The 21791-nt window shown below is 49.8% G+C and carries 21 protein-coding genes; 2 read left to right on the top strand and 19 right to left on the bottom strand.

Annotation, left to right across the window (positions count from 1 at the left end):
* Positions 1-47 precede the first annotated feature (47 nt).
* The 9 genes from HNV11_RS14950 to HNV11_RS14910 form a co-directional block, all read right to left on the bottom strand.
* A complete protein-coding gene (locus HNV11_RS14950; RefSeq protein ID WP_171740432.1) occupies positions 48-614 on the bottom strand; it encodes a 50S ribosomal protein L25/general stress protein Ctc in 567 nt (188 codons plus the stop codon).
* 84 nt (positions 615-698) lie between these two features.
* The gene (locus tag HNV11_RS14945) at positions 699-1640 is read right to left on the bottom strand and encodes a ribose-phosphate pyrophosphokinase (RefSeq protein ID WP_171740431.1); all 942 of its coding nucleotides are present in this window, start codon (positions 1638-1640) and stop codon (positions 699-701) included.
* 86 nt (positions 1641-1726) lie between these two features.
* Positions 1727-2299 carry a phosphatase PAP2 family protein gene (locus tag HNV11_RS14940; RefSeq protein WP_171740430.1) on the bottom strand — a complete coding sequence of 191 codons (573 nt, stop codon included), beginning with the start codon at positions 2297-2299 and terminating at the stop codon, positions 1727-1729.
* A 53-nt stretch (positions 2300-2352) separates the two neighbouring features.
* Positions 2353-3540 (bottom strand): peptidoglycan recognition protein family protein, encoded by a 1188-nt coding sequence (locus HNV11_RS14935; RefSeq protein ID WP_171740429.1) that lies wholly within the window; start codon positions 3538-3540, stop codon positions 2353-2355.
* 190 nt (positions 3541-3730) lie between these two features.
* Positions 3731-4972: a hypothetical protein gene (locus HNV11_RS14930; RefSeq protein ID WP_171740428.1), complete on the bottom strand. Its 1242-nt coding sequence runs from the start codon at positions 4970-4972 to the stop codon at positions 3731-3733.
* Positions 4973-4984: 12 nt separating this feature from the next.
* The gene (locus tag HNV11_RS14925; RefSeq protein WP_171740427.1) at positions 4985-5389 is read right to left on the bottom strand and encodes a hypothetical protein; all 405 of its coding nucleotides are present in this window, start codon (positions 5387-5389) and stop codon (positions 4985-4987) included.
* A gap of 160 nt (positions 5390-5549) precedes the next feature.
* A complete protein-coding gene (locus tag HNV11_RS24145) occupies positions 5550-6332 on the bottom strand; it encodes a peptidoglycan recognition protein family protein (RefSeq protein WP_171740426.1) in 783 nt (260 codons plus the stop codon).
* Positions 6329-7546 (bottom strand): hypothetical protein, encoded by a 1218-nt coding sequence (locus HNV11_RS14915; RefSeq protein ID WP_171740425.1) that lies wholly within the window; start codon positions 7544-7546, stop codon positions 6329-6331. The genes HNV11_RS24145 and HNV11_RS14915 overlap by 4 nt, the downstream gene beginning before the upstream one ends.
* A 309-nt stretch (positions 7547-7855) precedes the next feature.
* The gene (locus tag HNV11_RS14910; RefSeq protein ID WP_171740424.1) at positions 7856-8770 is read right to left on the bottom strand and encodes a sugar phosphate isomerase/epimerase family protein; all 915 of its coding nucleotides are present in this window, start codon (positions 8768-8770) and stop codon (positions 7856-7858) included.
* 321 nt (positions 8771-9091) lie between these two features.
* On the opposite strand from HNV11_RS14910, the gene HNV11_RS14905 reads away from it, so the two are divergent.
* Positions 9092-10000, top strand: a complete 909-nt coding sequence (locus HNV11_RS14905; RefSeq protein ID WP_171740423.1) for a peptidoglycan-binding domain-containing protein — start codon at positions 9092-9094, stop codon at positions 9998-10000.
* 25 nt (positions 10001-10025) lie between these two features.
* Here HNV11_RS14905 and trpS read toward each other — a convergent pair whose 3' ends face one another.
* The 8 genes from trpS to HNV11_RS14865 form a co-directional block, all read right to left on the bottom strand.
* Positions 10026-11000 (bottom strand): tryptophan--tRNA ligase, encoded by a 975-nt coding sequence (gene trpS / locus HNV11_RS14900; RefSeq protein ID WP_171740422.1) that lies wholly within the window; start codon positions 10998-11000, stop codon positions 10026-10028.
* A gap of 59 nt (positions 11001-11059) precedes the next feature.
* Positions 11060-13327, bottom strand: coding sequence for an NADP-dependent malic enzyme (locus HNV11_RS14895; protein ID WP_171740421.1), 2268 nt, complete (start codon positions 13325-13327; stop codon positions 11060-11062).
* Positions 13328-13511: 184 nt separating this feature from the next.
* Complete coding sequence (locus HNV11_RS14890) at positions 13512-13862, bottom strand: SPW repeat domain-containing protein (protein ID WP_171740420.1); 351 nt, start codon at positions 13860-13862, stop codon at positions 13512-13514.
* Between the two features lie 96 nt (positions 13863-13958).
* Positions 13959-14897 carry a bifunctional riboflavin kinase/FAD synthetase gene (locus HNV11_RS14885; protein ID WP_171740419.1) on the bottom strand — a complete coding sequence of 313 codons (939 nt, stop codon included), beginning with the start codon at positions 14895-14897 and terminating at the stop codon, positions 13959-13961.
* Complete coding sequence (truB, locus tag HNV11_RS14880; protein ID WP_171740418.1) at positions 14894-15598, bottom strand: tRNA pseudouridine(55) synthase TruB; 705 nt, start codon at positions 15596-15598, stop codon at positions 14894-14896. Before truB ends, HNV11_RS14885 begins: the two co-directional genes overlap by 4 nt.
* 53 nt (positions 15599-15651) lie before the next feature.
* Positions 15652-16497, bottom strand: a complete 846-nt coding sequence (locus HNV11_RS14875; RefSeq protein ID WP_171740417.1) for an undecaprenyl-diphosphate phosphatase — start codon at positions 16495-16497, stop codon at positions 15652-15654.
* 90 nt (positions 16498-16587) lie between these two features.
* The gene (locus HNV11_RS14870; protein ID WP_171740416.1) at positions 16588-16944 is read right to left on the bottom strand and encodes a DUF3098 domain-containing protein; all 357 of its coding nucleotides are present in this window, start codon (positions 16942-16944) and stop codon (positions 16588-16590) included.
* Positions 16945-17037: 93 nt separating this feature from the next.
* Positions 17038-17919, bottom strand: coding sequence for a cell division protein FtsX (locus HNV11_RS14865; protein WP_171740415.1), 882 nt, complete (start codon positions 17917-17919; stop codon positions 17038-17040).
* A gap of 412 nt (positions 17920-18331) precedes the next feature.
* Between HNV11_RS14865 and HNV11_RS14860 the strand changes: the two genes are divergently transcribed.
* Positions 18332-19912, top strand: coding sequence for a trehalase family glycosidase (locus HNV11_RS14860; protein WP_171740414.1), 1581 nt, complete (start codon positions 18332-18334; stop codon positions 19910-19912).
* 39 nt (positions 19913-19951) lie between these two features.
* Here HNV11_RS14860 and metF read toward each other — a convergent pair whose 3' ends face one another.
* Positions 19952-20911 (bottom strand): methylenetetrahydrofolate reductase [NAD(P)H], encoded by a 960-nt coding sequence (gene metF / locus HNV11_RS14855; protein WP_171740413.1) that lies wholly within the window; start codon positions 20909-20911, stop codon positions 19952-19954.
* Between the two features lie 15 nt (positions 20912-20926).
* Complete coding sequence (locus tag HNV11_RS14850; protein ID WP_171740412.1) at positions 20927-21787, bottom strand: phosphatase PAP2 family protein; 861 nt, start codon at positions 21785-21787, stop codon at positions 20927-20929.
* Between the last annotated feature and the right edge of the window lie 4 nt (positions 21788-21791).

Raw genomic sequence — 21791 nt, 5'->3', positions numbered from 1 at the left:
CTATTAGCTTACTAAAACAGCTTTTTAGCCGCCTACTATTAACTGACTTATTTGCCGACCGTGCCGCGCAGTGCCCGTGGAATTTCGATGCTGGCAACCGGGTTGGATGCCTGTTCCAGCATTTCGAAGTTCGACACCGGAATCTGACCAACGCGGACAGATTTACCCAGGTCAAGGCCCGATACGTCAACATCAATGAAATCAGGGATGTTTTCGATGGTACCTTTCACGCGCAGTTTCCGTACGCGGGTCACCAGTTTACCTCCTTTTTGTACACCCGGTGCGGTACCGACCAGACGAACCGGAACGGCAACTTTAACGGCTTTTCCATCGGCAACCTGCAGGAAGTCGGCGTGGAGCAGCGCATCGCTAACGGGGTGGAACTGGGCTTCCTGAAGCACCGCCCGGTACTCCGTACCTTCGATGTTCAGGTTTACTTCATACACATTGGGTGTGTACAGCAATTCGCGGAACAGAATGGCCGGCGCATAAAAATGCACTTGCTCCTGACCACCGTACAATACGCACGGAACATTGCCCTCGGCCCGAATCGCCTGTGATTCCGTGCGGCCGAGATTCGCTCGTTGATACCCTACAATCTCGATTTTTTTCATGTTTGTAAATTCAATTTGAGTGAATGAGTGATCGAGTTGATGAATGAAAGCTCCAGACGCTTAATCATTAATTTACTCAACCGCTCAATTTCGTATAAATAAAGAACTAATAGATTCGTGATCCCGAATGCGGCCGATGGCTTTGGCGAATAACTCGGCCACCGACAGCACTTTAATTTTTTCGTTGGGTTGCCGGATCGGTAACGTATCGGCTACTACCAACTCCTCCAGAACTGATCCCGCGATGTTTTCGTGCGCCTTGCCCGACATAACCGGGTGCGTACAAATCGCGCGAACCGACGCAGCACCCTTGTCCAGGATAATCTGAGCCGCTTTAGCCATCGTACCGCCGGTATCGATCAGGTCATCGACCAGCACGACATTAGCCCCTTCGACGTCGCCGATGACCTGCATGGAGGCAATTTCATTAGCCCGTTTGCGGTGTTTATCGCACAGGACAATGTCGGCGTTGAAATGCTTGGCGAACGTGCGGGCGCGGTTAGCACCACCCACGTCCGGTGAGGCAATCACCAGATTGTCCAGGTTCAGGCTTTTGATATACGGTACGAAGACCGATGTACCTTCCAGGTGATCTACCGGGAAGTCAAAAAAGCCCTGGATCTGTCCGGCATGCAGGTCAATCGTCATCAGCCGGTCGGCTCCCGATGCGGCCAGCATGTTCGCTACCAGTTTGGCCGCAATCGCTACGCGGGGCTTGTCTTTCCGGTCCTGCCGGGCATAGCCGAAGTACGGAATGACTACCGTTACGTAGTGCGCTGAGGCCCGGCGGGCCGCATCGACCATCAACAGTAATTCCATCAGGTTATCGCCCGGTGGGGGCGTCGACTGAATCAGAAACACGTCGCAGCCGCGAACAGACTCTTCGAAACTAGGCGACATCTCACCGTCGCTGAACCGTCGGCAGGTATAACCGCCGAGGTCTTTGCCGTAATAGTGCGCGATTTTCTCGGCTAAATAGGTGGATTGACTCCCCGAAAAAATCTTGACCGGGTTGAATGAAGCCATTGGTGCCGGGTAAATTTCCCGCAAAGGTAAGAAAAAAACGGGTAGAAAGCCACGGCTCCCTGGATAATTTGAGACACGAAGAAGACTTATCGGCGTTCCAGACAGGCGGCTTTCGTTGCTTTTCGATAAATCATAGCGCAAAGGACCGCCGATAGGACGCCCACGCCCGCGCCCGCCAACACATCGAGGGGATAGTGGGCTGCTACGTAAATCCGGCTGTATGAAACGGCCATGGCCCACAGAAACACCCCTCGAATCCAGGGATGCTGACGACCCAGCAGCAAATACAGACTGGTGGCTAAGCCAAAGGTGGTTGCTGCGTGGGAGGAAACAAAACCATACTGACCCCCACACTCCAGAACCGGGTGAATGAGTTTCTGCAGGGCCGGAACGTGGCAGGGGCGCAGTCGATGGGTGAGGGGTTTCAGCACCGACGAAGAAAGCTGATCGGCGATGCCGACGCTGGCGGCAATGGTAATCAACAGGCTCAACGCCCGCCGGCGGTACTGATATACCAGCCAGCCAATGAGCAGAACGTAAAACAGAAGCCAGCTATTCCGCTCCGTAATCCAGACCATAATGGGGTCCAGCGAGGGCGTATAGCGGCCGTTTAGCCAGATAAAGAGTTGGGTGTCGAGGTCGTTGAGCCAGTCGCGCATAGAAGCGCAAAGATAGGCGCGGGAAGCGATTAGATAGTTTGTCAGCAAGCCAACTAAAGCCAGCTAATTACCATCTCCTTGGTCAGTAGAGAACCTGGGCAATTTTTATATTTTTGATAATCACGATGAAAGTGAAAGCCATGATCTTGGGGGGAATCTAAAGACATATCCAATTTCAGGCGGGTAGACAGAGCATGGAGTACAACGACGAGCGACGAGCGTTGTGGAGTTGTTGGCACTTCCTTGTCCCCATTCATAATTAGCATGACAGAAACGCTGGTTTTATTCTGCGTCCCAACATGAATAGCGATCTCATCAAGCGGGGCTCCTAACCAGATTGATCCATCAGGGGCAATAGCATAGTGCCACGATACATGACGCCATAGCATTCCTTCAACCTGGAATGAGGCAAAGCTATATAGAGATTGCGCACCTTTAAAAGAACTTGCTGGCGTTGCACTGTGGTGAAGGATAACCTCGCTAACCTCCCGTGTTAATGGTTGAGTGGAAATCATCTTTTCTACCTCTGATGCATTAACCTGCTTGATTTTTGCAATTATTTCTGATGCAATTTGCTTTACTTCATCAGGAGTTTCTTTAGAGTAGGCGATTTGGGCAACTATATCGGCAGCGTGCTCACGAATCTTCGGGGAAGTCGTTGTGGCGGCTGCAATCGCGCCAATTTTACGAATTGCTTCAACTCGGCTTTGTGTTGGTAGAGTCGGGGATGATGCAGTTGCTGCAAAAGAGTCGATTAGTGACGTTGTTACAGGAAAGTGTGGTGTTGATGCCGATTTTGTGGATGGTAAATTTACTTCATTAGCTGGCTGTTTAATACTTGGGAGCGTTCCTGTAGAACGAATAGCTTTCAGAACTTGATTAGCAATCTCTCGGGTATGCTGGTCACGGTTAGAAAGTAAGGGAGCGAAGGATGTTATAGCCTTAAGTTCTTCAATTCTAATTTGTGCGCGTTGCATCTCTACTTGAACCTGGTTGAACCGAGCAGCACGTTCGGCTTCTAGCCTCTGATAGGATTGAGTTAGATATAAACTTAAGCCTCCTAGAACAACCGTGCCTATAAAAGGGGTGAGAACAGCGATTACGTCCCACACACTTTTTTTCTTTGGAGTATCTATTTTAGCAACTAGCTTCTTAAGCTGTTCTGTCAACTCAGACAGACCGGAGCTTTCTACTGGGTTTAACCCTGAAGCAGTTTGCTCCTGATTTGGATCTTTAGCCATATCTTTCAATTGTACAGCTAACTTATATTTATAAATTCATTTGTAGCAACATTTTAAATATTACTACAAATGAATTTTAATCAGATATAAAAGTGAATTACTTTGGCTATAAGTATACTTATTTTATAGAATTGCTATCTATGGTAGGTTAGCAATTACTTTTTTGTTTAATTTCATCTTTGTATGTATGTCACTGGGTTGGAAGTAAATAGTTAAAATTTACTAATGGAATAATATCTCTTAATTTAAAATCTTTATTGTAATTTGTTCTAATGCCAAGCTGAACGTAGAATAGATTATTTATTTTGAAATCACCGCCATATGCAATAGTCGTTGTATTTTCAGCCGTTGCCCCTGGCTCTATTTTTGTATAATTTGTTTGAACTCCTTCAATAAAGAAATTAATTAATTTGCTTCCATAACGAAGATTCCCGCCATAGGTAAAATTTGGCGTTTTTGTTGTGGTTATGTATCTTGTCATAAAATTAAGCATAACCCTCTGACCAAAAATTGTGTGTTTTTTGCCTATCCGAATGACTCCGCTCAGCCAAAATGCATTTCCTTTATCAAAGAATTGTAAGTTTCCAATGTTATCTCCACTATAATTAAAAACTTGTCCATATCCAAAATCTATAATTGTTGAATTCCAATTCTCTTTCTCATACCTTTCAACAAAAGCCTGCGTTGCTTTAACTTCTCTATCGAAAATATTATTAAGTTTTCGTTCAATAGACTCGAATTGATTAATGTGATTTTGAATTGCCAAGGTTAATTGGGCTAGTTGAGCTAATAGCTGAGTTAATTTTAGCTGGTCAACTGGAATTGATGACTTCAAAATGTTGATATCATTAGCAAAACTGGATGAGTCTTTTTTCAACCCGTTCAATACACCTTCAATTCTTGTTTTTTCTGTTTCTAATTTTTCTTCTTCTTCGGAGAATCTAGGCGCATAGTTTTTAATAAAACCATCGTCATATAAGGGATTTTTTGACGAGTATAGATTTAATTTCGCAGCAAAAGCTAATGATTGAACTTGACTGGTCTGCATACTCCCTGCTGTTTCCGATATTTTCCTTTGTGCTGTTCCTAGTGATAAATCTAAACTATAGAGAGCTCTTTCTACGATATTAAAATCCTCTATTTCAGAATAAGATTTATTTTTGGCGAACAAGAGCCAGATTGGTTGTGCTTCTATTGCTATGTTAGGAGATATTTGGGTACCATTGAAAACCCAATCAAATTTGAAATCTTTTGCAAATCCTGGTCTATTAATCTTGCTAGGATTGACATCTAGTAAGTTAAATGCAGCTGATGAAGGAACCGAAAAGTTTGTAGCCTTAGCAATAGAATCTTTTACTACAGGGCTTTTATTCTGTGCTAAGCAATCTATAAATACCGAGAAAGCTAATGTTAAAGTTGCTAGGGTTTTCATTGTATAAACAGATTAAATAGGTTGAAAAGTAAAAACGTTTCTCCTTTTTATCATTATATCAGATAACTCTTGTATGATACCACCGTCAACAGGACTTATTTTGAGTTTGGCTAAATCAGCTTCAGGATCATCTTTCTCTAATTGAAAGAATTCATATTTAACAAAAATCTGATTATGGCTTGGAGCAGGTGCATACTTGCCTACGATAGTTAATGTTGAATCTTTCAAGGTTTGTAAAGAAGTGGAAAATATATCTGGTATGTTATCGCTTATGGACTTAGAACGATCAGGAAACATTTCTTCTACTTCACCATTTTTAAATAAAAGAAGCAAAAATGAGCCTACACAGGCGAATCCGCTAGTAACTTCCAAGACAATTGGTCCTTTGTCTTTGTGATACTCTACAATGTTTGCCATATTAATTTTTAATTAGCTTGTAAATTAGTTGATATGAGAGCAATTTATTATTTAAGTTAATACCTAGTTCGCTCACAGTGATTGGCTGTTTTCTTCCATACTATTCTTTTATAACAGCCTTAGTTCATTGTTAAATATTTCGTTAAAACTTGACCAACTTTTATTTTAAAACTAGCCAAGTTTTAGGACCAACAATACCATCTGGAACGAGGCCGTTATCTCTCTGAAAAACTCGCACTGCTGCCTCTGTTTTGGGACCAAAATTCCCGTCGGCACTTACTCCCACTTTCTGCTGTACTAGTTTTATTAGTTCCTCAGGCATACCTATTTTACCCCGTCGGAGAGTTGGACGGCCGCCGGTTGGTTCTATAGAGGGTATTCGAGGACGAGCCGGAACCCCATCATTTAGTAACTCAGCTACTCTTGAACGGAAGGAATTCATATTGAAAAGGGGGTCGTTTTTCCGCCCTGCAGGTAAAGCGTACTCCTTGTGGGCACAGCAATTCCCGGCTCCTCTCCCTAAGTGCTTTAAGATGGCCGCCACTCCTCGGTGATAAGCATCCATTTGAATATCAGGCCACGGAAAATCGCTGCCAAGACCTGTATTTTCTGCTTCAATACCAATAAAGTTTTTGTTTCCGTTGCTCAAGCCTCTAAAACTGCCTACTCCTGCGTGGTTGCAACGTCCGGCGGCAATCACATAATACGTTCCATCACGACCAAGCCCTAATTGAGCTAAAGGTCCAGGTAAATCAGAGCGTCCGTTGATAAGCGTCTTAAGACTAGGCATATTACCTGTATTGACTCCCGCTGTATGATGGCAGATAACACCGAAAATAGTGCCAACATCGCCCCGACCACGGGTTTCCCACCCGTCTACTAAAGCCACTTTTAGACCTGCGTCATTCAGTACGCTAGGTAACCATATCAGGGAATGACTCATATTTCTACACCTCCTGTCGCTACGGGTAAATCTTCATCATTGGTTATATCTTCATCCAATGCATCATGACTATGATCAAGGCAGCCGTCAACATCGCTATCTGCATCTAAAGGTGCTTGAACGTTTATCATCGGCTGTTCGCCAATAGGCAGAGGGGAAGTTTTAATTGGTTTAGCTGGTAGGTTTTTTGGTTCTACTTCTGGTATAACTCCGGCAATACGTTGCGTCGGTAATTGACGGTCCTCAGAGGCCTCTTCTAAACTCTTTTCGTGCGGTTTAACTGTAGAGCGTATTACCATTACTTTGTTCAAGAGATCAAACCAAAAAGGTGCCCCCATAGTGACTGCTAATCCGGTCACTAGCCAACCTAAAATCCAGGATAACACATTATCCCACAGATTGAAGTTAGAATTTTTCTTTGGCCATGTAATGTCTATATTGTCCCATCCAATTGGTAGTGCTAATGAACTGAGTTCCTGACTTACCTTTTGAAAGTCTTCTTGCAGGAAAGTACTATCTTTAGCTAGTGCTGCCGCCCTGGCAACAATAGCCGCACGTGCGATATCATTTTTAGACAGGTAAGTTGCGATAGAGACAGTGTTGATATTTAGCGCGACGGCTACAAAAAGGCCAATCCAGAAAAGAACCCAACTCGTTGAACGTTTATACCACCCAGAGACTCGGTCCATACTGCTATTGTACCAAGCTTCTAAATTTTCTTGAGCTTTGTTTAAGTCTCCTTCAGCTGAGTCAATAGCTAAGAGCAACACTCTTTGTATCGCTGGATTTTGAAGGCTCAGAAGGTTAATACGAATGTTCTCGAGTGATACTGCGGGAGCATTAGGGTCACTGCTTCTGATGTCTGTGCTGGGGCCTCGAGCCGCAATATCCATTAATGCTTGAGCGAAGTTTTTAGCTGGAATGTACGAAGGCAGGTTTGAACCATTAGCTAGCAATCCAGGAGGCTTGGTCTTATCTGTTGGATTATAATCTTTTGAAAATAGACAATAGATCAGTGGATGATTAAAAAAGCTTTTGGCTAGACCGATTGCCCCTTTATCATGCAATAACTCTCGGATGCCATATTCAAGGTAAGCCGCCCTGGTTTTTAGCCAAGCTTCAATACCTTCGCGAAGGGCAGAGCAGATGATACTAACCAGTAGAAAAATAAAGATTATGCCTATCGCAACTTCCAGTATCTGTGAACCGAACATATGTTATGGATATATCTAAAATAAATTGTTCACTATTGTATGAGTATTTCTTACAAGTATTTCGTAAAGCTAATAACTGGTCATTTTTGAAGTCAATGGGAAATTTCCCGTTTTTAGTGAAGGATTTCTGCTTCATTGGCCCTAGCTATTGCATATACCATGACGGGGCGAGATAGGAATATAGAAGACATTGAGCCAGTTATGCACAGAAACGAAAATACTGATTGTCGGAGACTAAAACAGCAGCTGGCTTGCTCTCCGACAGTCAGTATTTGACTTCAGATTCTATGTTGGGTATAGTCTCTGTAATTAAAGCACCAGGAATTGATTCAGGTAGTTTCGGGCGGTCAGGATAGCCGTCTGTACGTCTTCTGAGCTGCCTTCGTATGCTTTATCCTCCACCTCAATGCAGACGGGCCCGCGGTACCGCACATCGGTCAGGGCCGCGAAAAAGTCCCGCCACCGAACGTCGCCCAGGCCCGGAAGTTTAGGCGAGTGGTACTCCAGCGGATTGGCCATGATACCAACACGGTTGAGTTTGTCGCGATACACTTTTACGTCCTTCAGGTGGATATGGTGCAGGCGCTCGCGGTAATCGTAGATGGGCTGCACTTCATCCATCATCTGCCAGACCAGATGGCTGGGGTCGTAGTTCAGGCCCAGTGCCCGCGAGGGGATAATTTCGAACATCCTGTCCCAGATAGCGGGTGTCGTGGCGAGGTTCTTGCCGCCCGGCCATTCGTCGTCGGTGAACCACATTGGGCAGTTTTCGATGCCGATTTTAATATTACACTCTTCGGCTACCCGGATGATGCCGGGCCAGTGTTCGGCGTACAGTTTCAGGTTATCTGCTACGCTCAGCGACGGATTGCGCCCAATGAATGTATTAACGACCGGCACCCCCAGTTTGGCAGCCGCCCGAATGATTTTCTTGAGATGTTCCCGGTAAAACTCAGCCTGCTCCGGATTCGGGTCAAGTGGATTTGGGTAGTAGCCAAGTCCCGAAATCGACACATGATAGAGCCGCATCAGCGTATGAATCTGGTCGGGGTGCAGATTGTCGACGTCTATATGCGTAACGCCCGCATACCGGCGTGCATCGGCGTTGCCGCTGGGCCAGCACATGAGTTCGACGCATTTGAATGTATGGTCCGAGGCAAATTTAAGAACACCGTTCAGGTCATAATCGGCCAGGATGGCGGAGACAAAACCGAGGTTGAGCATTGGAAAAGGAGAGTTTATCAGAGAAAACAATCGGCGCAAAGTTAGTCGGCTATCGCAACTTGCCAATTGCTGAATAAGCGATCCGCCAGGCCGTCTTTATTCTGCTCTCCGGGTCGGTGTTTCCTCTGTTCATAATCAAATCATATTGAAAAAAGCCAGAACTGAACCGGGGGAGAAATTAGGGGATTTAACCCTGAAAGATGGGTAGTTTCCCCTGCAAAAAAGCCGGAAACGAGAGAGAATTTTACAGCAGATACTACTTCAGAGCATTTCTTATAATTACCGTTCTTTTATATATCATCTTGATAACCAATTTGACACATGAAACTTCAGGAAGTTATTGCCAATGGGCGTACGATACATCTGAAAGATCTGGCCTTTGACGCCGTTTTGGCGGGCGAGATTCAGACCCGGCTTATCACACTGGGTTGCCTGGACGCTCCGGCCGATGGAGACTTCGGTCCGGTGTCCAAACTGGCTTTACGTCTATACGCCCGTCAGATTGGAATTCAGCTCGATGAAACGATTGAAGTATTGCTGGCGCAGTCGTTACTCGATTTCAGCGCCGATACATTTATGCCCTTGACGTTAGGGAATGATTTTGCCAGCCGGATTATCCGGTATATGCAACTGCGGAATTTCTGGGTGGCTAAACTCCCTGGTTTTCTCAACATCGTTTACGTTGAAGGGGCCAATGAGGATGGGATGCCGAATGCCGATGAGTTCAATAAATTCAACGACCGACGTATAGTGATTGAAATCGCCGACAATAAACCCACTATACGGATGAATGTGCTGGCTACTACGGAGCCGGGCCGGTTCTTCACTGATAAACCCGAGAATTTATTGGGCGCAGCACGCATTGCGTTTGGACAGTATAAATCCTGGCGGGTGGGCCTTCATAAGGCACAGACGCCCTCAGCCCACAAAGCGTTGGTACAGGTCGCGAATGTATCGGTTCATCGAGACCTGAATAAAGATGGTAAACGTACCGGCGATAAAATTGACGTGGGGAGTGGTTTCGGCATTAATCAGCATTCAGGCTTTAACGCCGATCCAAACAACATCGGTCGCGCCAGCGCTGGCTGTCTGGTTAGCCGGAGCACCAAGGATCACGAGCAGTTTATGAAGCTGGTTGAAACAGACCGCCGTTTTAGTGAGGCCAGTCAAGGCTATAAATTTATCAGCACGATCATTGCCGGGGACGACCTGAAGAATAAGATCGGGTAAGGCTGTGGGTGATTTCCACAGCCTGTTAATTATACCCTAGTTTTTCCCGCACGCGCGCCAGCGTTCGTCGGGCTATCGCGCTGGCTTTTTCTTCGCCCGTCCGAAGCTCGGTTTCAAGGGCGTCGTTGTTGGCCATATAGTAATCGAAGCGTTCGCGAACCGGGGCATACTGTTCGATGATAAGTTCATAAAGCGCTTTTTTGGCCGTTCCGTAGCCATAGTTACCGCCTTCGTATAACCGTCGCATTTCACCTGTCTGCTCGTCCGATGCCAACAGCGAATAAATCTGGAACGTAATGTCGGTATCCGGATTCTTGGGCTCATCCAGGGGTGTCGAGTCGGATTTGATCTTTTTGATCACTTTATACAACTCGTTGGCGGGCAGGAAGATGTCGATATAATTGTTATACGACTTGCTCATTTTCTGCCCGTCGATGCCTGGAATGGTCATCAGCCGGTCGTCGATCCGGGCTTCGGGCAGCACAAACACGTCTTCGTTATACTGCCGGTTGAACGCACTGGCAATGTCGCGGGTCATTTCGATGTGCTGTCGCTGATCCTTACCAACGGGAATGATTTCGGCGTCGTACAGCAGAATGTCGGCGGCCTGCAGAACCGGATAAACAAACAAACCCGCGTTTACATCCGACAGCTTATCAGCCTTTTCCTTGAATGAGGTTGCGTTGTTGAGCATTGGAAAGGGCGTAAAGCAGCACAGGTGCCAGGCCAGTTCGGTATGCTCCACGACCCGCGACTGTCGCCAGAAGGTGTTTTTGGTTGTGTCCAGACCAAACGCCAGCCAGGTAGCGGCCACTGCCCGCGTAAACTCCCGACGCATCGGTCCGTCTTTGATCGTCGTCAGCGAATGCAGATCCGCAATAAACAGAAACGACTCGTTGCCGGGCTGTTTGGATAAGTCAATGGCGGGTTTGATTGCCCCCAGAATGTTGCCCAGGTGCGGACGCCCGCTGCTCTGAATGCCGGTTAAAATCCGTGCCATGCATTGAAGGATGCCTGATGAGCGCTGCGCTCATCAGGCACCGTTTAGTATTGAACAAACTATTTTCCCTGTGCCTCGACCACCGCAATGGCGACCATGTTGACGATTTCGCGCTCCGACGAACCGAGCTGCAACACATACACAGGCTTATGAATACCCAGCAGAATCGGGCCGATCGTATCGAAGCCGGCTGCTTCGCTCATGAGGTTGTAAGCAATGTTGGCCGCCGACAGGTTGGGGAAAATAAACGTATTGGCCCCTTCCTCGACCAGCTTGCTGAAGGGATAATTCTGCCGTAACAGCTCGGTATTAAAGCCGAGGTGCGCCTGAATCTCGCCGTCCACGATCATGTCGGGGTGTTTCTGCTGGAGCGTCATAACGGCCTGGTTCATCTTTTCGGCGTCTTCACCTTTAGCACTGCCGAAGTTCGAATACGTCACCAGTGCGATGCGGGGCTTGATGTTGAACCGCTCGACGGCGCGGGCAGTCATTTCAGTAATCTCCACAATTTCCTCCGCCGTTGGGTTGAAATTGACGGTCGTGTCGGAGAAGAAAAGCGGTCCGCGCTTGGTCAGCAGGATATACATACCCGCCACTTTCTGAACGCCTTTCTGTTTGCCGATCACCTGCAGGGCTGGCCGGATCGTATCGGGGTAATTTCGGGTCAGACCCGAGATCAGGGCATCGGCTTCGCCGGTTTCGACCATCATGGCCCCGAAATAGTTGCGGTAGTACATCTGCTTGCGGGCCTCGGTGGCGTTGACGCCTTTACGCTGCCGCTTCTGGAAATACAGATCGCCGAACCGCTGAATCAGCGCATCCTGCTCCGGTGACCGCGGGTCAATGATCGGTACATCGCCCATGTCCAGACTGTTCTCGGCGATGAGTTGCTGTACGTTGGCCTTATCGCCGAGCAGAATCGGGAAGGCAATCCCTTCATCGCGCACCTGCTGCGCAGCTTTCAGCACCTTTGGGTTTTCGGCGTCGGCGAAGACAACCCGTTTGGGATCCGATTTGGCCTTCGTCAGAATTACCCGCGAAATCTGATTATCCTGTCCTAGTCGCCGGGCGAGTTGGGTTTCGTAAGCTTCCCAGTCGGTTATGGGCTGCCGGGCCACGCCCGAGTCCATGGCGGCTTTAGCCACTGCCGGGGCTACAGTGGCCAGCAAACGCGGGTCAACGGGTTTGGGGATGATATACGTCCGGCCAAACATTAGATTGGCTTCGCCGTAAGCAAGGTTAACCAGATCAGGAACGGTTTTTTTCGCCAGATCGGCCAGCGCGTAGGTAGCCGCAAGCTTCATCGCTTCGTTAATTTCCGTCGCCCGGATATCGAGCGCTCCCCGGAAGATATACGGAAAACCAAGTACGTTGTTGACCTGGTTGGGGTAATCGGAGCGGCCCGTTGCCATGATGATGTCGGGCCGGGCTGACGTAGCATCTTCGTAACTGATTTCGGGCGTGGGGTTGGCCATCGCAAACACAATGGCATCATTCGCCATCGAGCGGACCATATCCTGGCTGACGACGTTGCCTTTCGACAACCCAATGAATACGTCGGCCCCGACAAAGGCTTCTTCGAGCGAATTGAGATCGCGGCTGGTGGCGAACTGTGCTTTCCGCTCGTCAAGGTCCGTTCGGTCGGCCCGAATCACCCCTTTGCTGTCGCACATGACGAAGTTTTCGATCTTCGCGCCCAGTGCCAGATACAGCTTGGAGCAGGAGATGGCCGAAGCGCCCGCACCGTTGACTACGAACTTAACGTCGGCGATGTTTTTACCAACCAGTTCGAGGGCGTTCAGCAGGGCCGCACCGGAGATAATGGCCGTTCCGTGCTGGTCGTCGTGCATAATCGGGATGTTCAGCTCTTTTTTGAGCCGCTCCTCAATCTCGAAGCACTCGGGCGCTTTGATGTCCTCCAGGTTCACTCCACCGAACGTAGGTTCCAGAATCTTGACCGTACGAACGAATTCATCGACGTCCTTGGTGTTCAGTTCGATGTCGAACACGTCGATGTCGGCGTAAATCTTGAACAGCAGTCCTTTGCCCTCCATGACGGGCTTACCCGCTTCGGGGCCGATGTCGCCCAGACCCAGAACGGCCGTGCCATTGCTGATAACGGCCACCAGATTGCCCTTGGCCGTGTATTTATACACATCTTCCGGATTGGCTTCAATGGCCAGACACGGCTCGGCAACACCCGGCGAATACGCCAGCGAGAGGTCGCGTTGAGTATTGTATTCTTTGGTTGGAATGACTTCAAGTTTGCCGGGACGTCCCTTCGCGTGGTAGTCGAGGGCGTCTTCGCGCCGGATTTTCTGTTGCATAACGGTTTAGTTAATGATTGGTCCGCTGATGCGGTTTTGCTGTACTCTTCGGGAAGGCGAAGGTACGGAAAAAGTTACGCCGACCTAGGAGCAGATCGGCGCGACAATGAGGTTTACTTATTTCAATATTCGTCCGAAAGTTTCCTGGTGATTAAGAGTACCAGTACAAGAAAGGTGCTGGTTATCAGTCTTCCGGGCTTGTTTTGGTTAATAGCCCGGCGCCAATGGCAAAAACGCCAAACAGGAGATGAGGCATATATACTTTTTTGGCGAAACCAAACAGCCAGGGTGACGTGGCTAGCATAACGCCCTCGGCTACGTCTAAGGCCAGATGAGCAGGCATGGGTATTTTTCGGATGGCACCCAGTTCATAATCCGTGAACAGCGAGGAGGAAAGGGCCGCGCTGCCCGCAGCCACCGGAACCCACTTAGCGGCTGGTTTATCGGCAAAGCCAAATAGCCAGGGCGAAGCCAGAAATAAACCGCCACTGACGTAATCCAGGACGCCGTGGACGTTGGTAGGGATGAAGCGCATAGCGTTGAGTCTATTAGGTTAATAAATTGCCTAAAACCAAAATCGCTGAGCCAGCTCAGCGATTTTGGTTAAAAGAACCCGAAGAATCCGGTTTTGTTATCTGCTCGCTGTCGCCAGCGCAATCCGCGCCGACAGATCGTCACGCTTTAACTGGTTGACCAGGGCCGGTAAACCATCAAATTTTTTTTCGGGACGTAAGAACTCATAGAACTCGAGCGTCATATGTTCGCCATAAATCTCCTTGTCGAAATCGAAAATATAGGTTTCGATGGTTTGATGCGTACCCGCCACCGTCGGGCGAAAGCCGATGTTTAACATGCCGCCATACGTCTGGCCTCCATGCAACACAAATACCGCATAGACGCCATTGGCGGGGATGAGCTTAATGGGATCGTCGACCTGCATGTTGGCCGTCGGAAAACCAATCGTGCGGCCAAGCTGCTGGCCTTTCACGATCGTTCCGGTCAGGCTATAGGGACGCCCCAGAAACCGGTTCGCAATCTGAACATAACCTTCGTTCAGGGCGGCCCGAATTTTCGATGAACTTACGCCCACGGCTTCTACGTCCTGACGAGGAATTTCTTCAACCCCAAACCCATATTCAGCCTGGTGCGCCTTGATGTAGTCGAACCCGCCCTCGCGGTCGCGGCCAAAGCGGTGGTCGTAGCCGATCACCAGTTTCTGAGTGCCAATTTTCTCAATCAGGATCTGGCGGATATATTCCTCGGATGTTAACTGTGAAAACGACCGTGTGAAGGGAATTACCACCAGATGATCGACGCCGGCCTGTTCCAGCAGCTCTATTTTTTCGTCCAGGGTCGTCAGCAGCTTTAAATTCTGGCTATCGTTGGAGACGACTGTGCGCGGATGCGGCCAGTAAGTAATCAGAACCGATTGCCCGCCGTTGGTTCTGGCGACTTCGGTCAGGCGCGCCAGAATCGTCTGGTGACCCCGGTGAACGCCGTCGAAGGTGCCGCTTGTGACAACGGCATAGGGGAGGGGCTGAAGGTCGTCAAGACCGTAATGAACCATCATAGCGTTGAGGAAGATAGAGGCAGATTGGCACTGGTCGATTCGGCGCGGCACTTGCTGATGAAACCTTCAATCGTGTCGGCCTCGTGAACCCAGAAACTACCGATTCGGGTTCGGCGCAGGGCACTCATATAGGCCCCGTTTTGAAGCAGCAGACCCAGGTCGCGCACCAGGCTGCGAATATACGTGCCTTTGGAACAGACAATCCGGAAGTCTACCTCCGGAAACCGCTCCGCGCTGGTCTCGAAAAGCGATACGGTTACCTGGCGGCTCTTTATCTCGGCTGTCTCGCCCCGCCGGGCTTTTTCGTAGAGCCGTTCACCGCCAACCCGCACAGCCGAGTAAATCGGCGGCACCTGCAGAATCTCGCCCGTCAGCTGGCGGGCCGCTTCCTGAATCTGTTCGGACGTAATGCCGTTTAGATCAAATTCGGCGTCGAACTCGGTTTCGAGGTCAACCGAGGGGGTCGTTTTGCCCAGCACGAGCGTACCGGTATATTCCTTCTCCTGCGCCTGATACTGATCGATCTGCTTGGTCATCTTGCCGGTGCATAGAATCAACAGGCCCGTAGCCAGTGGGTCGAGCGTTCCGGCATGACCGATTTTTTTGAATTTACAGGCGTATTTCAGCTTATTGGCTACGTCAAACGACGTCCACGTAAGCGGCTTGTCAATCAAGATAACCTGCCCTTCGTCTGGTTGCATAGGATAAACTTGAAATTGGGAAACGGACTCAGGCAGAGTCAATTCGCAATTTGTTATAATACGTCCAACTTAACCCCGGCGGCTACCAGGCCCAGCAGCAGCAACCCCAGCGCGATCCGGTAATAACCGAATACCTTGAAGCCGTAACGGGTCAGGAAACCCACAAATCCCCGAATGGCGAGCAGACCAACTACAAAGGCAATCGCGTTGCCGATCAGGAGCGTCTGGTAATCGGCGGGTTGGAGTAGTTTATATGTCTTAAGGAGTTTGTAGCCCGAGGCTGCTGCCATGGTCGGTACGGCCAGGAAGAACGAAAATTCAGCCGCCTGCGTCCGCGTCAGCCCCTGAAACATGCCGCCAATGATCGTAGCGGCTGACCGCGATACGCCGGGAATCATGGCAATACACTGGAAAAAACCGATTTTGAGCGCATCAGGAGCCGTTACGTCACGGTCTTTAGTCTGGCGGTTGGCAATGCGGTCAATGAACACCAGCACAATACCGCCCAGCAGAAGGCTTATGGCCACAACCCGAACATCCTCAAGCAATGAATCAATAAAGTCGTTCAGGAGAAAACCAATGACGGCCGCCGGCAGAAACGCAATCAGAATCTTGACGTAGAAGTCGGCCAGCCGCTGAAAGCGCTGGGGCAGGCGCATCACCCAGTCTGGCAGGGGCACGTCGCCCGTACGGGTGTCGGTCAGGAATCGGCGGTGATACAGCACCAGCACCGACAGAATGCAGCCGAACTGAACGTCGACGGTGTAGAGTTTGGTGAATTCATTGCCGGCAATACCAGCCAGCGAGGAGTAGATAATCATGTGGCCCGTCGAGGAAACCGGTAAAAACTCGGTCAGCCCCTCAATGATGGCCAGCGCAATAGCGTGAATCAGGTCCATTCAGGAGAGTTATAGCGTTGCAAAGTTATAAGGTTGTCGAGTTGTCGGAGGAAAACTTTACAACTTTATAACTCTGCAACTATACAACTTTTACGCCTTGGGTCGGGCTAGAATGGCGAAAAACTCCAGAATGAAGCCACTCATGACCACAATTGGGCCAAGAGTCAGGCCCAGAAAACCGAAGCCAAATTCTTCTTTGTCGAGACTCATGATGAAAAAACCGGCCAGAATAACCCCGATGCCAATCAGCATCAGCGTATAATTCTTCCGACCGAAGGGCAGCGCAACTTCACGTGAATTGGTCCGCCGGTTCGGTTCAGAATCGGCAACCGACGACCGCACGGGGGCGGGTTTGGCAGACGACGCGGCTGGAGTAGCCGACGTCGTTTTCTGAGCAGGGTCCTCGCGCGTCAGCGTGGTCGAGCCATATGGTTTGTCTTTTGCCATGTTCGTTAGTCAGTTATCTTCTTATGTAACCCTAAAACTGGTCCGAAGTTCATCGGCCCTGATAGGCCATTCGCGACGGATCTGCAGTCTTTATTAGTATAATTCGTCCAGGCTCAGGCCGAGGTACCGGTTTACAGCCTGATACGTGCTTAAAAAGCCAATGATAACCCCTAATCCAACGATGCCTGCCATCAGCATAGCCAGTTTTTCGGGGTCCTGAAACATCGCCAGTTCGGGCAGATTGCGAATGGCGAGTTGCAGGGCCGCCAGCAGAAGCGCTACGGCAATCACCCCAGCCAGAAACCCCTGCCAGATCCCCCGCGCCAGAAAAGGGCGTGTGATAAAGCCGTTTGTTGCGCCAACCAGCTGCATACTTCGGATCAGCATCCGCTGGGAATGCAGCGCCAGTCGGATCGTATTGTTCATCAGAACGACAATAATTATCAGCAGAATCAGCGCAAAGGCCGACATAACCGCGTAGATTTTTGTAATGTTCCGATTAATGTTGTCCACCAGATTTTCCTGATACACTACCTCAAATACGCCGTCTATCTGTTCCAGGTCTTCTTTTACCTGCTGCAGTTTCGTTTCCTCAAAATACTCTTCGTTGAGCTTGATCCGGTAGCTGTCGCGCAGTGGGTTTTCGCCCAGAAACTTCGAAAAGTCTTCTTTCGTTTCGGCAATGAACTCTTTGGCGGCTACGTCCTTAGGTACAAAGCTAATCTGAGCGGAGTCGCTGGTTTTTAGGATATAGGGCCGTTCGGCAATGGTCCGCTGCAGCCTGGTCAGCTTCCGGGTGTCGAGGTCCTTATCCAGAAACGCCCGCATTTCGTAGTTCTCACGGATATAGGTGACTAGTCTTTTGGACTGAATGGCCAGCATCCCGCAGAAACCAACTAAAAACAGCGCCAGCGTCAGACTAAACAAAATCATGCCGCTGGGGTACGTACCTACTTTCTTTTTTTTACGAGCCATTCAGGGTTCGTGTTATGAGACAAAACTAATAGTTTCGGCTGGGAAACGGGCCAATTTAAGAATTTTTAAGGGATAAGCCGTTTTGCATTCGCGCTGATTAAAATCGAACGACCGAAGCCAATGCTAACCGTAAAGCCTTTTGCTCTAACGCCGATCAGCCCGTTTTATGCGTTCTGACTATCCTGCACGCCAGCCGAGTCGGGCCGTAGCGATTTATGGACGGTTGCCTGAAGCGCACTATTCTATTCTGAAAGACGGCATATACGTTGCATAAATGGTTCTTCGTTGAGCCAATAATACGATCAATACGATCGGCCACGCCGAATGAAGATAGAGACGTCCTGCGTTCTCTGGAATGAACAAAAGTGTAGAGAAATTATAAGCGTTTCCTGCAGAATAGGTATCTGAACAAATGAACCAACGTTTTCAAACCATCTTGTTTTGCATACTCTGGGGTACCGTAATGGGACAGGCTCAGTCCTCAGTCTGGCAATCACCCGACGAGCAGTTTGGGAAGTTATTCCAGGACGTACAGACTAGTGGCGTTTTCCCGGATTCAAAAACCTTTGCTGACGCTACGCCCAGGTTCTCTCCGAATACAGTTCTGGCGAATTATGAAAAGGCCCGTCAAAATCGAAAATTCAGTCTGAAAAATTTCGTTGAGCAGCAGTTCGTCCTGACCACCGACCCACCGGTATTACCGACCGGGAAACCCAATACTGGCCAGTCTGCTCAAGAGTATATGACCAGTCTTTGGCCGCTGCTGACACGTCAGGCAAATGCGGCCAGCCGCCCGAAAAGTGGTTCGTTCATTCCGCTGCCAAAGCCTTACGTCGTATCCAACAGCCGCGCTGCTGAGCTAACCTACTGGGATAGTTATTTTACTATGCTTGGTCTGCAGGCCTCGGGGCAGACCATGCTCATCCGGAACCTGATTGATAATTTTGCGTACCTCATTCGAACATTCGGGTTCGTGCCGGCTAGCAACCGGACGTATGCCTTGAGTCGGTCGCAGCCACCCGTGTTTGCATTGATGGTGAGTTTGCTGAGCGAGGTGCAGGGCCGCCGGATCGTGCTGAAGTATCTGCCTGAGCTGCAACTGGAATACAATTTCTGGATGGATGGCCGAACCCGACTGACGGCCCGCAACCCAGCGTACCGGCGCGTGGCGCGGCTGGCCGAGGGCGTGTATCTGAACCGATACTATGACGATTGGGACACGCCCCGCCCCGAAGCTTACCGCGAGGACGTAGAGCTGACCAGAAAACTGAAAGACAAGGAAGTTCCGCTGTTCTACCGCAATCTCCGGGCTGGGGCGGAGTCGGGCTGGGCGTTTAGCAGCCGGTGGCTGAAAGACGGAAAAAACCTGCGCTCAATTCGTACCACCGATCTGATTCCGGTAGACCTGAACTGTCTGCTGCTGATTCTGGAGCGGACTCTGGCTGAGGGCTACCGACTTAAGGGAGACACGCGCCGTATGCGGATGTACCAGATTCTGGCCCGGCAGCGGCATGATGCCATTCAGCGGTACTGCTGGAGCGACCGGCGCCGGTTTTATTTCGACTACGATTTTGTGGCGAAAAAGCCTGCGACGATTTACTCGGCAGCCGCTGTTCTGCCGCTATTCGTCAAAATTACGACACCCGAACAGGCGCAGCACGTCGGTCAGACGTTGGAGCGGGAGTTTCTGAAAGCCGGTGGCCTGATGGCTACCACGACTACCCGCTCCGAGCTAACCTGGGATGCGCCCAATGTCCATGCGTCGATCCAGTGGTTTGCTATTCAGGGCCTGCGCAATTACAACCTGATGGAACTGGCTAATCGAATCAAACTAAACTGGACAACAGAGAACCTGCGGTTTTACAGGGCCACAGGCACTCTGCCGAATACCTACGACGCTACAAGCTCAGGGCGTTCGACGAGCGATGAACCTCTGCCGCAAGGGTACGGCCCCACCAACGGGGTGTTGCTACGGTTATTGAAAGAAAACTGAGCCTCAGAGCCGGGATTAGTAAACGGTTACCTGCTCTACTTAAAATACCTCCCGGGCAATCTTCATGACGTTATCGGCCTTGCCCATCGTATAGAAGTGCAGCACCGGCGCACCGGCGGCCATAAGTTCGCGGCATTGCTGCACGCACCATTCCACGCCGACCTGCCGGGCCTGCTGATCGTTCTCGCAGGCTTCGACGGCCCTGACCAGATCGTCGGGCATTGCCAGATGAAACAGTTTGGGCAGAATCTGAAGCTGCTTGCGGGTGCTGAGGGGTTTCAGACCCGGAATAATCGGAACCGTAATGCCCGCCTGACGGCAGCGTTCGACAAAATCAAAATATTTCTGATTGTCGAAAAACATCTGCGTTACAATATAATCCGCGCCTTTATCGACTTTGTGTTTCAGGTATTGGAAATCAATATCGTGGTCGGCGGCTTCGAAATGTTTTTCGGGGTAAGCGGCTACCCCAATGCAGAAGTTGCTGGGAGCCAGAGCCGTATCTTCTTCGTGCAGATAAATGCCCCGGTTCATGTTGGCGACCTGCTCAACCAGTTCGCTAGCATAGGTATAGCCGTTTTCTTTGGCTTTGAAGGTGCTGAACGGTTTTGCCGGATCGCCCCGCAGCACGAGCGCGTTGTCGATGCCGAGGTAATGCAGGTCAATCAGAAAGTCTTCGGTTTCTTCGCGGGTGAAGCCGCCACAGAGAACGTGTGGCACCGGATCGACACCGAAACGGTGCATGATAGCGGAACAGATACCAACCGTACCGGGCCGTTTGCGCGTAACGATCTTCTGAATAGTGCCATCGGGCAGCGGACGCTCAATGTATTCTTCCCGGTGGTACGTAACGTCAACAAACGGCGGTTTAAACTCCATCAGCGGCTCAATGTTGTCGAGCAGGCTTTTCAGATTGTCGCCTTTCAGCGGTGGAATTACTTCAATGGAGAAAATGGGTTTGCCGTTGGCAGCCTTAATATGGTCGGTAATCTTAGTCATTTATTTGCAGCGAATCTAACGCGAGAACACGTGTAACCGTACGTAAATTCCATTGGCCGAGCCGTTGCTCCAGGGCTGCACGTCCAGCCGCTGACCCAGCTCACCTCGGTTTTTGAGTTCGTGTAACTTCGGAATCCCCCAACCAACAAGTGAACCAAAGGCCGCACCGGTCAGTAGGTCGGTGGGGTAGTGGAGCCCGGCTTTATACCGTAATACGGCCGTTGTTGATGCCAGTCCTAGCGAACTGATCCAAATGACGGGTTTTAGCCGGGAGTTCGGGAAATAGTGCCGGAATACTTCCCCCGTAAAAACAGCGGTGGTAAACGCATTGGTGGCATGCCCCGAGAAATAAGACTGCCGGGCGTCCCGCGTCAGTTTATCGTCAAGGGGGGCTGCGGGATTGTAAACAAACGGGCGGATGCGCTGGGTAAGCCCCTTTACGGATCGTTCAATGCCGTTGGCCAGCAGTAACGTTTCGATAAACATCACGGTTACGGTCTTCACATCCTGGCGCATCGTCCGGGTGCCTAAAGTAACCAACCCCGTAATGGCCAGATTGCCCGCCAGGGTTACGTCGCCGAGCCGGTCAAGAGCTCTTGACCAGTTTTTAGTGGCTCCCCGGTCAAACGAATTGATACTGTTCCGGTTAAGAAGAGCAACTTCCTGCTGCGTCAGCGGCTTAACGGCGCGGTTGAGCACCACTGATGCACCGTATGATACAACGCCAGCGCCCAGTAACGTTAATTCACAACCCGTGCGGAGTTGATAAGGCGATGTGGACGTTACGGTAATTCGGGCGGTATCGCTGGCCTGCGTAAAACCGACGAACGATTGCAGGGTCAGCCAGAAAGTAAGGAGGATACGTGTTTGTTTCAATGGC

Origin of the sequence: Spirosoma taeanense, from assembly GCF_013127955.1 — a bacterium.
Lineage (GTDB): Bacteria > Bacteroidota > Bacteroidia > Cytophagales > Spirosomataceae > Spirosoma > Spirosoma taeanense.
Note: the sequence above shows the minus strand (reverse complement) of the source record. Positions and strands in the feature narration are given on the sequence as shown.